Annotated in this window: 11 protein-coding genes and 1 pseudogene; 1 reads left to right on the top strand and 11 read right to left on the bottom strand. The window is 64.0% G+C overall.

Going from position 1 to position 13297, the window contains the following annotated elements; genetic code table 11:
* Positions 1-90: 90 nt before the first annotated feature.
* From AB0C34_RS27850 to AB0C34_RS27835, 4 genes are read right to left on the bottom strand one after another with little or no spacing between them, the layout of a single operon-like run.
* Complete coding sequence (locus tag AB0C34_RS27850; RefSeq protein WP_357079146.1) at positions 91-1227, bottom strand: ABC transporter ATP-binding protein; 1137 nt, start codon at positions 1225-1227, stop codon at positions 91-93.
* Positions 1228-1239: 12 nt separating this feature from the next.
* The gene (locus tag AB0C34_RS27845; RefSeq protein WP_357079143.1) at positions 1240-2028 is read right to left on the bottom strand and encodes a carbohydrate ABC transporter permease; all 789 of its coding nucleotides are present in this window, start codon (positions 2026-2028) and stop codon (positions 1240-1242) included.
* Between the two features lie 59 nt (positions 2029-2087).
* Complete coding sequence (locus AB0C34_RS27840; RefSeq protein WP_357079140.1) at positions 2088-2933, bottom strand: sugar ABC transporter permease; 846 nt, start codon at positions 2931-2933, stop codon at positions 2088-2090.
* Between the two features lie 2 nt (positions 2934-2935).
* Entirely contained in the window at positions 2936-4246 is a 1311-nt protein-coding gene (locus AB0C34_RS27835) for an ABC transporter substrate-binding protein (RefSeq protein ID WP_357079137.1), read from the bottom strand.
* 347 nt (positions 4247-4593) lie between these two features.
* On the opposite strand from AB0C34_RS27835, the pseudogene AB0C34_RS27830 reads away from it, so the two are divergent.
* Positions 4594-4697 (top strand): annotated as a pseudogene (locus AB0C34_RS27830) (deaminase); the annotation flags it as partial.
* A gap of 33 nt (positions 4698-4730) precedes the next feature.
* Here AB0C34_RS27830 and AB0C34_RS27825 read toward each other — a convergent pair.
* From AB0C34_RS27825 to AB0C34_RS27795, 7 genes are all read right to left on the bottom strand, one after another.
* On the bottom strand, positions 4731-4901 hold the full coding sequence (locus tag AB0C34_RS27825; protein WP_357079294.1) for a hypothetical protein: 171 nt from the start codon (positions 4899-4901) through the stop codon (positions 4731-4733).
* Positions 4902-5079: 178 nt separating this feature from the next.
* Positions 5080-6078 carry a DUF4185 domain-containing protein gene (locus AB0C34_RS27820; RefSeq protein ID WP_357079134.1) on the bottom strand — a complete coding sequence of 333 codons (999 nt, stop codon included), beginning with the start codon at positions 6076-6078 and terminating at the stop codon, positions 5080-5082.
* Between the two features lie 304 nt (positions 6079-6382).
* Positions 6383-7141 carry an IPT/TIG domain-containing protein gene (locus tag AB0C34_RS27815; protein ID WP_357079131.1) on the bottom strand — a complete coding sequence of 253 codons (759 nt, stop codon included), beginning with the start codon at positions 7139-7141 and terminating at the stop codon, positions 6383-6385.
* A 162-nt stretch (positions 7142-7303) separates the two neighbouring features.
* The gene (locus tag AB0C34_RS27810) at positions 7304-9340 is read right to left on the bottom strand and encodes an IPT/TIG domain-containing protein (RefSeq protein WP_357079129.1); all 2037 of its coding nucleotides are present in this window, start codon (positions 9338-9340) and stop codon (positions 7304-7306) included.
* 129 nt (positions 9341-9469) lie between these two features.
* Positions 9470-10213 carry an IPT/TIG domain-containing protein gene (locus AB0C34_RS27805; RefSeq protein WP_357079126.1) on the bottom strand — a complete coding sequence of 248 codons (744 nt, stop codon included), beginning with the start codon at positions 10211-10213 and terminating at the stop codon, positions 9470-9472.
* Positions 10214-10960: 747 nt separating this feature from the next.
* Positions 10961-11662: an IS21-like element helper ATPase IstB gene (istB, locus tag AB0C34_RS27800; protein WP_357079123.1), complete on the bottom strand. Its 702-nt coding sequence runs from the start codon at positions 11660-11662 to the stop codon at positions 10961-10963.
* A 720-nt stretch (positions 11663-12382) separates the two neighbouring features.
* Entirely contained in the window at positions 12383-13153 is a 771-nt protein-coding gene (locus AB0C34_RS27795) for an MHYT domain-containing protein (RefSeq protein ID WP_357079120.1), read from the bottom strand.
* Positions 13154-13297: the final 144 nt, after the last annotated feature.

Raw genomic sequence — 13297 nt, 5'->3', positions numbered from 1 at the left:
GTCCGCGAAGACAGTGCTTAGTCCGGATGGGTCACTGCTCCAACCTGGGTGTCGGCTTGCGCGGAGCCGCGGAGTAGGTGGAGATGCCGGCTACTCCGCGCTGCCGGGAGAGCGTAGTAGCCGGTCGACGCCACCGCTGATCCCCAACAGCAAGCCGGTCTCCGGGTCGTACCAGCGACACGCTTCTGGTGGCAGGCGGAGGTTGAGCGTGTTTCCCTGCGCGGCTCGAAAGCTGGACGGCGCTTGAACCTTCACCGTCTGGCCGCTGACATCGATGGTCAGCAGCGTCGACGAGCCGAGCGGTTCGAGTACTTGCAACTCGCCGCGCACCGAATCGGCTTCACGACCTCGACCGTCGCTTACTTCGATGACTTCGGCTCGGATGCCGAGCTCGAGTTCCTTGCCGTCGAACGACGAGAGTTGCGGCGGCATGGCGAGCGACTGCCCGCCGAGGTCGATGCGTGGCGCGGCGTCGGCCACCTCGACCGTACCGGTGAGGAAGTTCATCGGCGGACTGCCGAGGAAGCTACCGACGAACTCTGTCGCGGGACTGTCATAGACGTCGGTCGGCGTGCCGCACTGGACGATCTTTCCATCGCGCAGTACCGCGACACGGTCACCCAACGAAAGCGCCTCCACTTGGTCGTGGGTGACGTAGATCGTGGTGGTGCCGAGCGCACCGACCAGCTTCTTCAGATCGGCACGGAACGACAGTCGCAGTAGCGCGTCCAAATTGGACAGTGGCTCGTCCATCAGCAGAACGTCGGCGTCCATCACGATCGCGCGTGCCACGGCCACGCGCTGGCGTTGTCCGCCGGACAGCTTCGCCGGGTACCGGTCGAGATACGGCGTCAGTTGCAGCAGTTCCGCCGCCCAATCGATCTTGCGCCGAATCTCCGCTGCGGGCACACCGCGCATCCGCAGCCCGAAGCCGATGTTGTCGGCGACCTTCTTGTGTGGGAATACCGCGTAGGACTGGAACACCATCGACAGGTTGCGCCGCCTCGGCTCGAGGTAGGTCACGTCCTTGCCGCCGATCACGATCTGTCCGGAGTCCGGGGTTTCGAGGCCGGCGATCATGCGCAACAGGGTCGTCTTTCCGCAGCCGGACGGGCCGAGCAGCACCATGAATTCGCCGTCGGCGACATCAAGCGACACCTCGTCTGTTGCGCGCGCCGTGCCGCCGAGATATGTCTTCGCCACATCGCGCAGAACCACGTCAGCCATAGCAAACCCCTGTCATCTGAGCGTCGTCCCCCACATGTTCACGAGGTAGCGCCGCATCACGACGATGAACACGAGCGCTGGAATGATCAGCGCGAAGCCACCGGCGAAGCGGTACGGGGCGGACCCCTCGGCGAGCGACGTGAGCACCTGTGCCGGGAGGGTGCGGTGCCCGAGCGTCACGATCGTCGCCCCGAGGGTCTCGTTCCATGACAAGACGAACGTGAAGATCGACGACGCCGTGAGCCCTGGAAGCGCCATCGGCACAACGATCTTGCGCGCCGCCTGCCAGCGGGTGCAGCCGAATACCCGCGCGGCCTCCTCGACGTCCACCGGCACCGCGACGAAAATGCTGGCTGTGATGAGTACAGTGGTCGGCAGGGCGAGCGTAGTGTGCACGAGCGTCACGGCGAGCACCGTGTCATAGACGTCGATTCGCAGGAACATCGTGGCCAGCGGTACTGATAGCACCACGATAGGCAACGCCCGGATCAGCAGAATGAACACCTGATAGGTGTCCTTGCCGCGGAACACACAGCGTGCCAGCGCGTATCCCGCCGGTGCGCCGACGACGAGCGACCAGAACATCGTGTAGACGCCGACGAGCAAGGAGTTGGCGAACGCCGGAAACGCCCCCGTGGCTCGGAAGAACGCGGACAGTGTTTCGGCGGAGAACTCGGCAGGGATCAACGGTTTCGGAAACTCGTTGAGCGCGGCGCGCGATGATACGGCGGCGAAACCGATCAGGACCATCGGCAGCGCCATGAACAGCGTCACCGCAACACAGGCGACCTGTGTCCCCACGGCCCGACAGCGGCGTCGGCGAAGCGGGGCCCGGTCGATCGGCGGCAAGGTGGGACCGCTCATCGCGCCCCCTCCGGCTGCCGGACCATCCGCAGGTAGAACACCGCGGTGGCGAGCGAGATCGCGAGCACAACCAGCGAAACGGCGCTGGCAACCGCGGGATTCTGCAGATTCGAGTACCACTGGTAGGTCTCGCCGACGAGTAGCGGGAAGTCGCGCCCGGTGAGCGCCTGTGCGACGGCGAATGCCTGCAACGCGAGAATCGTGCGCAGAATCAGGGCCACTCGCAGGCTCGGACCGAGCATCGGCAGGGTCACGTGCCGCAGCCGCTGCCAGAACGTCGCCCCGAATACCTGTGCGGCCTCGTCGTAGTCGCGCGGAATCATCTGCACGCCCGCGATCACGATCACGAACACGAGCGCGGTGGCCCGCCAGATTTCGGCGATCACCACGGCGAGCAGCATCGTGCCGGTGTTCTGATAGTTGAGCCACTGCACCCCGTCGTGCGAAAGACCCAGCCAGACCAGCAGCGAGTTCAAGTAGCCACGGTTGCCGAAAATCGACAGCCACACCAGACCCGCGGCCAACTCGGAGATCGCGAGCGGGAGACACCACAGGTAGAAGTGACCGCCTGCGAATTTCGGCTGTGCCTGCATGAGCAGGGCCATGGCGATCGCGAGCACGAGTTGGATCGGCACGACGATGACGATCAACAGCAGCGTGTTCCGCAGCGAGGCGAAGAAATAGGGATCGTCGAACAAGCGCTGCCAGTTCGTGAGCGTGAAACCTTGACCGTCGCGAAACGCCGTGAGCACACCCTGTACTAGCGGCCAGCCGAACAGCGCCGTCATCAGCGCGATCGAGGGCAGCAGGAGAATCCAGGGGGAACGCAGTCTCGACGTCATGTCTACTCCACCCTGCACATCGCCGCGGCCGGGTCGGGAGCCCAGCACGGCACCTTCAGATCGTCGAGAATGCCCTTCAGCACCCGCGCCTGCTGGTCCACAGTGGATCGAATGTCGGCTCCGCCGAGCACGATCGAACGGAAGCTGTCCTGGAACACCTTGCTCACCTCGCCCTCCCGCTGGCCGAGGCCGACCGGCGGCAGCGAGAGTATGGCGTCCGGTGCTTGCTGCTGTCGGCGCACGGCATCGGCCTCGAGCCCGACGGCAGGCGGAAGGTCGTCCGGGATCTTCGCGTCGACGACGGGGAAGAATCCGTTGGAGCGCAGCAGTGCGGTCTGTGTGTCGGGACGCGTGAACGCATTGATCGTCCGCTGCGCGAGGTCGGGATCGGTACTGCCCCGCGGTATTGCGAGACCCGCGAGCACGGCCATGTAGCCAAGCCCGTGCTCGCCGCGCGGCGCGGGCAGCATGCGCCAGTTCTGGGGGTCACGTTCGGGCGCGTGCACCAGTCGCACGACGTGATCCCATGCCACGCGCACCTCACCACTGTCGAGCGGCTCCTGCATGAAATCGTAGGTCGTGCTCGACGGCGCGCAGTTGGCCCACAGCTCCCGGAAGTACTGCCATGCCGTCACGGCCTCGTTCGAACGAAACGTAGTGATCTGGCCGCCGGTGAACGACGGCAGCAAGTAGCCCTGCGTGAAGCGGTGCAGCAACCCTTTGGGGCCCGCGGGCAGGCCGAGTACCGGGCGGTTGCCATTGGCGCGGCGAGCGGCGATGGCCCAGTCGAGAAACTGATCGTAGGTGAGCGAGGTGGCGTCGACGCCGGAAGGCAGGTGCTCCAGCGCATCGGCGTGCGCTGCGAGGACGTAACTCGCCGTGGCCCACGGGATGTACCACGTGCGGTCGGTACCGGCCTTCGCCAGCTGCAGATAGTCCGCGGACCAACCACGGTCGCCGAGGTCGGCGAACAGTCCGGTGAGGTCTTCGAGGTAGCCTCCGGCCAACGGCGCAAGGTCGCCGTGCAGGCCACCGAGCAGGCCGATCTGCGTCGAGCCCGCGCCGACCTGGCTGCGCACCTGGCTCGCGAACGGGCTGTCCTCGATGGTCACGTAACTGACACCCGGGGCGGTCCCTGCGAGAAGATGGCGAAAGCGCTCGGCCTCGTCGGCGGGCCGGAACTGCGTGGACAGGAAGATCATGCCGCCGCTTCCGCTGGTGGCGAACCCGGTGCAGGCCGCGGCGGTCAGTGCGGTTGCGCTGATCCCCACCGCGTGGAGAAGGGATCTGCGCGTCAGACCAGATGCCGACATTCATGGCCCCTTGCCGCCCGAACAGTGATGATCAACACTTGTGCCGAAGCGGTCAACATAAGTGGGGTCCGGGCGATTGTCAATGGCACGGGACAACGATCTCGGCCGTCTTCGTCGAGCTTGTCGATGATCGATCTGTGCATCGCATTGCCTTTCGCGCAACGCCTTTCACCGCGTAGGTCGCGCACGTCGATCGCGCTGGAAGCGAGTGCGGTGAACCGTTGGTTCAGCTGGTTGCTCGGTGGCCGCCGCATCGTAGGCGGAGGTCAGACGCTTCGCGGTGGGTTCGCCGGTCACCGGGCGGTGGATGCCGAGAAGTCGTTCACGCAGCTCGGCCCCGAACTCGTCGCAGAGTTCGGGCCGAGATTATGGGGCGCAACAAGTTCGGACCACAGCGCGGCCCGTGGACCAATCACGATGGCAGGACTGGTGGGGCGGCGAACCGCCGTTCCACGCAGCGCGAACCGCCGCTCCCACGGCCCGGTCAGTCGGCGTTCTGCACGACCCGCTCGGCGTAGGACACAAGCCGACGCGCAGTCTGATCGAATGTCTCGGTCGGGTTCGCTCGATTGTATTCACGGACTCGGGCGAAGGTGTCCGCGAACGGCTCCCCCATCAGCGCCGACAGACGCAGAATGTTCGGATTCGGTGGCATAGATCTCCTCCCCCGCGAAACACAGTGCCCCACCACGCTAGCCGATCACCGCGAATTCGTCCCATGACGGCAGGCAGGATGGATCCGCCCCGAGCGGATTCCGACCATTCGCCGCAGTTCAGAGCGTCTCCCTGAGCGGTATCCAGCGGCGGCTCAGGCTCGAGGCGTACCCCGGTAACTAGGTGATCCGGACCGCGGCCTGGATGCCGAAGATGCGAAATTGCATTGCGCGATAGGGATTACCGGACTCCGCCCACTCGCTCACGATCATGCCGAACGCGCCGTCGAACCTGCTGTCCGGGTGGATATAACAGCCGTACAGGCGGGGCACGATATCCGGTCCGCCGAGGACCCACGGCGACCCTTTCACCGGCCGGTACGTTCTCGCTGTCCGCCAGTTGTCAGTGATGTTCCCCGCCACCTTGACGAAGGCGCCATAAGCGCCGGCGTCGAAACCGGACATCACCCAGTTGCCCTGGATCCGGCGAAGACCTATTTCACCCAGCCTGGTCCCGTCTGCCAAGATGCCCAGTCGTGGGTCACCGCCCGGATCTCGGCCCCAGCCCCAGTTCTGCCCATTCCAGCCCCACCCCTGCCAGGCGGCCGGGTTGGTGAGGTCGGCATGATTTTCGCGTACCCGCCACAGGAGCATGTTCTTGTTGCGCGCGAGTCCTCCGGTGGAAATGATGTACACGTAGCCGTCACCACCGCGATCCCACGAAATCATGGTGCGTTTGCCACCGAACATGCTGGTCGACCACCGGATATCGGTGTCGGTCCAACTGTCCCCGTTGTCATCGGAATAGTGGATCTCACACCATCTTTCGTTGCCAAGCCCCTGGGTTACCATGACCCACAGATAGATCCGGTTGCCGATGCTTATCGCGTCACAGGGCAATACCGTGGAGAACTCCGGGTTGTCGTGGACGTAATCCCACAGTTGGCGCGCGCCTCGTGCGACCGACTGGAACTCGATTGGTCTGCTCAGATCATGGGTGTTGCTTCGCAGCAGCATGGGCGAGCGCCAGTTCGGTCCACCCACCGCGGGCTCGGTGCCAGAAAAGGTGTCACCGGCGACGAACCCGATGTCACCGCTCGGCAGGCGGAAGGGGATGAATAGATCCGAGCCACCGATGTCGGCCATCGGAACCGGGTTCAGATTCTTGATCTTGGTCATCACGTGATCCTGTTGAATTGTGTGTTACATCCCGGATCAGCGCGTCGGGAATAGCGAGGCATACCGCACGGCGGGTATCACTATCGGTGACAGCCGTGTCGTCCAACTCTTCCTCCGTCCCCCGTTCTCGTGGCATCGAAAGCTTCTCCGCAGATCGCGCATATCGGCGTCGAGGCGAGCGATATCGAGCATCCTTTCGAGCATGACGAAATTTCGACGGTGTCCGCACATCGCGAAAAGTCATCGGAATGACAACTGAGGCACCGGGTAGTTTCGACCACGGGTCGTCACGTCGCCTCCTGAATCAGATGGCAGGCCGGAGAACTCGGGTATAGATTCTCGGGGCACTGGTCCCGCCTGGTGTACTTGCAGTGACATCGACCGGACCAGCAACTCCGGGCGGAGCGTAAGCAATGATCTTGCTGTCGGAAGTGACGGTGAACGATGCGGGTGCCGTGCCGAACAGCACTGCGCGCGTCGACACCAGGTTGGCTCCGGTGACGGTGACCGCGTTTCCACTGGAAGTGGCTCCCTGAGCCGGATCAAGACTCGTAATGATCGGCGCCGCCTGGTAGGTGTACGGATATCCATCACTCGTCCCACCAGCGGTGGTGACAGTGATACCAACCGTTCCTACTGTTCCGGTCGGGGCTATGGCAGTAATTCGGGTATCCGAAACCACGGTGAACCCGCCGGCAGCGGTTGACCCGAAACGCAGCGAAGTGGCCTCTAGGAGGTGCGCGCCGGTCACAGTGACGGTGTTCCCGCCCGACAGTGGACCCGAGTCAGGGGTAACAGCGGTGAGCACCGGAGCGTTTCGGAAAAAGTAGGAGTTGCCCAGAATGCTTGTGCCGCCCGGGGAGATGACGATGATGTCGACAGTCCCCGCGATCCCCGCAGGAGCCACGGCTGTGATCGATGTTGCGGAGTCGACGGTAAAGGACATTGCCGGAGTGGTGCCGAACCGCACCGCAGTGGTCCCGGCGAAGCCGGTGCCGATAAGGACGACTGAGGTACCCCCGGCCATCGGACCTGATGACGGGGAGAGGGAAGCGATGGTCACGAGAAGCTCCTTGGCGGGCGGGCCGGAATCTCTACCTGCGCGCGGGGCGGAGGGTAGTCCGGGTTGATTGTGGTGAGTGCTGCCGAACCGACGCCCGGCCAGGAGTAGTGGTTGCCCGTTGCGCGAGTGCATTATTCGGCGGCCGAGCGTCGTCCCCCCCGCTCATATGTCGGGCCCGGCGACATAGGTGAACGCACTGGCCGCGGCGGCACCTCCCCCGGTAGTGCGGACCACGACGTCAACGGCACCGGCGGTTCCCGGCGGGGTGACCGCGACAACCACCGTGTGGGAGATTACGGCGAACGGCGCCACGACACCACCGAACTCGACCGACTGGGCGGTCGTCAGATCGATACCGGGGATCGTGACCGAAGTGCCGCCGGACGTCGGGCCGACGGCGGGGGTCGGCGTTCCCAGAGTGGCTGCCTCGATGTAGCTGTAGAACACGCTATCGCTGGTGCCACCGCTGGTGGTGACAGTGACCGGCACCTGACCGGCCCCGGCAGGTGCGACCACCGTGATCTGTGTGTCGGAGACGACCGTGAAAGAGGCTGCCACTATGGCACCGAAGGTAACCGCAGTGACTCGTGTGAGGTTGGTGCCGGCGAGGGTGACTGTATTGCCCCCGACCGCAGGACCTGACATCGGACTGACGACGATCAGGGCAGGGACCGCGACGTACGAGTAACGAACACCGTTGCTGGCGCCGCCCGCCGTGGTGACGGTGATCTGCACCGTGCACGTGCCGGTCGGCGCGACAGCCGTGATCTGCGTAGCCGAATCCACCGTGAACGAGATCGCCGCCGTGGTATCGAAAGACACCGCCGTAGCACCGGTCAGGTTGGTACCGGTCAGCGTGACACTCGTGCCACCGGCGCTGGGGCCTTGATCAGGACTCACACCATTCAAGGAAGGACCCGCGAGAAAGGTGTAGGGAACACCGTTGCTGGTTCCACCGGCCGTGGTGACAGTGACCTGCACTATCCCCGTCCCTCCCGGCGCAACTGCCGTGACGTGGGTATCCGAGACGACCGTGAACGAGATCGCCGCAGCGCTGCCGAACGACACCGCTGTCGTGGCCGCAAGGCCCATCCCGGCGAGGGTGACCGTGGTGCCCCCAGCCACCGGACCTGCAATCGGACTGACCGACGTCAAAATCGGAATCGCGACATAGGTGTAGGAGACCCCGTTGCTGGTACCACCCACTGTGGTGACTGTTACTTGCACTGCACCCGTTCCGGCCGGAGCGACCGCGGTGATCTGGGTAGCCGAGTTCACCGTGAAGGAAGTCGCCGCCGTGGCACCGAAACTCACCGCCGTAGCGTCGGTCAGGTTGGTGCCGGTCAGCGTGACACTCGTCCCACCCGACGTAGGCCCCTGCGAGGGGCTCACACCGGTCAACGTCGAAACCCCGACATAGGTGTAGGCAACGCCGTTGCTGGTGCCACCCGCGGTGGTAACGGTGACCTGAGCCGTTCCTGTCCCGGCTGGAGCGATCGCCGTGATCTGGGTAGCGGAGTCCACGGTGAACGACGTCGACACCGACCCGAATCGCACCGTGATGGCGCCGGTGAACCCGGTACCGGTCAGCGTGACACTGTTGTTCCCCGAGGCAGGCCCTTGATTGGGACTGACCGAAACCAGAACAGGAACCGCAACATACGTGTAGAAAACCCCATTGCTCGTGCCACCCGGACCAACGACTTTCACCTGTACGGAGCCCGTTCCGGCCGGAGCGACCGCGGTGATCTGGGTAGCCGAATTCACCGTGAAGGAAGTCGCCGCCGTGGCACCGAAACTCACCGCCGTAGCGCCGGTCAGGTTGGTGCCGGTCAGCGTGACACTCGTCCCACCCGACGTAGGCCCCTGCGAGGGGCTCACACCGGTCAACGTCGAAACCCCGACATAGGTGTAGGCAACGCCGTTACTCGCCCCGCCCGTAGTCGCGACGGTGACCTGCACCGTACCTGTCCCGGGAGGGACAATGGCCGTGATCTGCGTGTTCGAGTCGACCGTGAAAGTGGTCGCCACCGTTCCGAATCGGACCGTGAGGACATTGACGAATCCGGTCCCGGTCAGCGTGACACTGTTGTTTCCCGAAGGCGGCCCTGCGGCCGGCGACACGGAAGTGATGGTCGGGACTACCAGGACCTGCAGTTGCCCACCGGACGGCGTCGACGATTGCGGGTGACGGTTCACGAATACGTTCCTTCGAGAGTAGGTCCGAACCCGGTCCGACCGTCGGGCACAGATCGTGTGTTTGTGGGGGATGCCGGCCTCGAGCAGTAACGAGCACCTGCCCGGGGCCGGCGCGGTGTGGCAGCCCGGTCAGATGCCAGGTCCGGCGACGTAGGTGAAGGCGTCAGCAGCCGTAGCGCTTCCCCCTGTCGTAGTGACCACGACGTCAACGGCACCAGCGGTTCCCGGCGGGGTGACGGCCACGACCTCCGTGTCGGAGTTGACGGAGAACGGCGCCGCAACGCCGTCGAACGTCACCGACTGGGTGGTTGTCAGGCCGGTACCGGGGATCGTGACCCCGGTACCACCGGAAGTCGGACCGGCGGCGGGGGTCGGAGTGCCGAGGGTTGGCGCGCCGACGTAGGTGTAGGACAGGCCGTTGCTGGTGCCGCCCGCGGTCGTGATGCTCACGCTCACCGACCCCTCCGCCGCGCCGGCCGGCACGGCGACGGTCAGCACGCTGTCACTGACTACGGTCGGGGTCGCGGAGTTGCCGCCGAAGTCGACCGCGGTCGCAGTCGACAGGCCGGTTCCGGTGATCGTGACCGTGTTTCCGCCTGCGGTGACACCCGAAACCGGTGACAGGGTCGCCTTGAACGGCGGGCCGACATAGAAGAACGACAGCGGGTTGCTGGTCCCGCCTGCGGTCGTCACGGTCACGCCGACTGTGCCTGTTCCGGACGGAGAGGTCACTGTGACCGAGGTAGGTGTATTTGCCGTAATGGTGGCCAGTTTGGCGCCGAAACGCACGGCCGTGGCACCGCCGAGGTTTGTGCCGGTGATAGTGACGGCGGTCCCGCCTGCGGTCGATCCCTGGGAGGGAGAGATAGGCATGATGATGTCTTCCTTGTTGATGTGGTGAGCGGACATCACCAACCGAGGCCGGCGGCCGTAGGCGCCGCCGAGCATGACGGTGGTTGTCCGATGAAGTCCCGGCTCATATGTGCTGAGGCAGCCGACCGTTCGCCGGTGCAGTTCGGCGGGAGGCACGCTGACGGGACGTAGTTATTCCGAGGTGTTTTCGGCAGTGTCAGCCCGCACGGCCACGCCATACACCGCGTATGCCGCCGCTATGCGCGATATTGCCGATAGCGTTTGCGTGTGGCCGGTAATACAACTCACGTTGCCGGTGGCGGGATTTCGAGCGAGAAGGCTGTCGCCGAGCGCTTTTGCGACTCGCCCATAATTCAGATTACTTCATTTCCCCCTAGCAAATTTGATCGAATCCGACCTATCCGCCAAGATACATCGCAGGAAAGCCAGAGCGCAATGGAATCCTCGGACCAATTCCGCGAGTCCGAGCGGATCCGACACCGACATCGTTCCTTTGTGCGCGAAATTCAACGGCATCTTACCGCGAATTTCGACGGCGTTTTCTCATGAACTAAGACGGCATTATCACCAATTTCGGCAGCGTTTTCGTTCCAGTTGATCACCAATTCATTCGCGTCGGCGAAGCGAAGTGGTTAGACCGCGACAGGTGCTCTCTGGCAAACCAGAAGAGTGGCCGGCAAATGCTTGTCGAGTAATTCGACATGGCGGGATCGACGGCAGTTTCGACAATGACCGCGATCGGGCAGTTCAGTGGGGTCTTTCGGTGGATGCTGTGCCCTTGGTGTGAGCTAGTCGATAGCTTCGAGTGCCGGTCTCGATGATGGTGCCGCCGAATGTCAGTTGGTCGATGACAGCAGCGCGGAGCCGAGCGTCAGCAAAGGCTTTGGACCAGCCGGAGAAGTCGCGATTGGAGGCGATCGCGACAGACTTCCTCTCCTGACGTTCGGTCAGGACCTGGAACAGCAATTCAGCGCCGCGTCGATCCAGTTCCGTGTAGCCGAGTTCGTCGATGCAGAGTAGGTCCGCGCTGTCATAACGCGCAATGGTCCTGATGAGCCGCTTGCCATCGGCAGCTTCGATCAGCTTGTTCGCCAGCACGGCGGCGAGTGTGTATCTGACGCGATATCCAGCTTTCGCCGCTTCGATGCCCAGGCCGATGAGCAGATGGGATTTCCCGGTGCCGGAGTCGCCGATCAAGCAGAGCTGCAGCCCGTCCTTGACCCAGTCGCATGCGGCGAGGGTGCGGATCACGGCAGGGTCGATATTGCGGTTGGCATCGAAATCGAAGTCGCGCAACGCCTTATGGCGAGGAAACCCGGCAGCTTTGATGAGTCCTTCGGCACGACGATGGGCAGGCATCTGTTCCATTCGCAGCCGCGGTCTGCGTTCGCGCACATAGGCGCTGACTCGCTGATACGACACGTCCATCATGCCGCGCTCCTGGAGCAAGCGCTGATAGATCCGAGTCGCCGTGTGCCGCTGCCCGCGAGGCACATCCATGTCAGCACGCAAGACGTCGTCGATGAACGGCTTGTAGGGATCCAGTTTCTGCGGTCTCGGCGGATACTCTTTGCGTGGCTCCGGCCACACGGACTCGGTCGCTCTGGCCACCGTGCGCCACCCGACGCCGTATTTGCGCTCGATGGCCCGCTTGGACAGACCCGCGTGAAGATCGCGACGGATCGCCGCGTACAGCTCAACTTTCGACATGTCAGACATCGGCACGCTCCCCTCGCCCCGCACCCGTAATTCCACTATAAACCGACGGTGATGCCCGAATTCGTGAACATCGATCGCACCACGCGCCGTCGCGATTCGTGAGCAATCTCCGCCGCGAGCAACGAACGAAACGAGTGCCCGATGGCCCCCGATACCGTTCCTCCCGCGCCAGTCGAAACCGACCGCGCAGCGTGGTTCAACGTCCGCCCCGAAGCTCGAGTCCCGCAGTGTGACGGCGATCTGATCGTGCCCGACGAGCGCATTGTGGCGACGCAGCCGTGATGCGCTCCGGCGACAATTCGCGGCACCCCGCGGCGAATGACGGCGGCAGGGCGGGGTCCGACAGCTCCATGGGCCGCTCTACCAGCGGCTGACGGGGTCACCAGAGGTGAACATGTCACCGACGATGCGTTGCCGCGGCATGCAGCGCCAGAATCTCTGCGGCGCAGCTCAATTCCGTGTCGGCCAATACGGGACCGATTCCGGATCGCGGGCGGGGGCGACGGGCCGCTCATCGACATCGGTGATGCCGATGTGCAAGAGCAGCAGCATGGTGATCATGCTGACGCTGACCATGAGCGGGGTCAGCACCTCTGTAGCGCCTGCTCCCGTGGGAAGGTGCGTGTGCTCGTGCGCCTGTGCGTGCATCGCGAACATGCCGGTGTAGTGCATCCCGCATACCGCCACCCCCATCACCAATGCCGCGCAGACAGTGACGATGACGCCCCGCACGTGCAGAACGAACCACAGCGCCGCAGTCGCCGCGGCCACCGCGATCACGACCGACAGTGCCACGACCCGAATGTCGTACTCGATAACGGCGTCCGAATTCATCGCGTACATGCCCGCGTAGTGCATCCCAGCCACTCCGAGTCCGGTAATCGCCCCACCAGCGGGGAGGGCGAGTGGTCGCCATGCCGTCTCATTTGCGACATACAGCCCGACCCACACCACCACCATCGCGAGAACCGCGCTGACCAGCGTGACCGGCACGTCATAGCGAATAGATGCACCGCGAATGGAGAAGCCGAGCATGGCGATGAAATGCATAACCCAGATGCCGGTGCCACCGATGGCGACTGCCGCGGCGACAAGCCAACCGCGGCTTCCCGATTCCGCCCGGGCGGCACAGCGAAGCCCGAGCAGCGAACCGACGACGGACATGATGTAGGCGATGGCAGGTGTTAGCCAGCCGTAGCTGAAGTGGTCGATTTCTAGCATACAAACTCCACGAATCAGGGGACCTTCAGCGACGTTCGAGCACGGACGCTACAGCGGTACCAGCAGGTACGCAATAAATAGTATATTTCTCCGGAAAATATACAGACGCTTGGGATCCGCTGCCCGGTTGATGAGGCAGTCCGT

Source organism: Nocardia sp. NPDC049220, assembly GCF_040647855.1.
Lineage (GTDB): Bacteria > Actinomycetota > Actinomycetes > Mycobacteriales > Mycobacteriaceae > Nocardia.
Note: the sequence above shows the minus strand (reverse complement) of the source record. Positions and strands in the feature narration are given on the sequence as shown.

Excerpts from the sequence above, each read along its gene's own strand:
- AB0C34_RS27850 (WP_357079146.1), bottom strand. The coding sequence starts at position 1,227 with ATGGCTGACGTGGTTCTGCGCGATGTGGCGAAGACATATCTCGGCGGC.
- AB0C34_RS27840 (WP_357079140.1), bottom strand. The coding sequence starts at position 2,933 with ATGACGTCGAGACTGCGTTCCCCCTGGATTCTCCTGCTGCCCTCGATC.
- AB0C34_RS27835 (WP_357079137.1), bottom strand. The coding sequence starts at position 4,246 with ATGTCGGCATCTGGTCTGACGCGCAGATCCCTTCTCCACGCGGTGGGG.
- AB0C34_RS27825 (WP_357079294.1), bottom strand. The coding sequence starts at position 4,901 with ATGCCACCGAATCCGAACATTCTGCGTCTGTCGGCGCTGATGGGGGAG.
- AB0C34_RS27820 (WP_357079134.1), bottom strand. The coding sequence starts at position 6,078 with ATGACCAAGATCAAGAATCTGAACCCGGTTCCGATGGCCGACATCGGT.
- AB0C34_RS27805 (WP_357079126.1), bottom strand. The coding sequence starts at position 10,213 with ATGCCTATCTCTCCCTCCCAGGGATCGACCGCAGGCGGGACCGCCGTC.
- AB0C34_RS27795 (WP_357079120.1), bottom strand. The coding sequence starts at position 13,153 with ATGCTAGAAATCGACCACTTCAGCTACGGCTGGCTAACACCTGCCATC.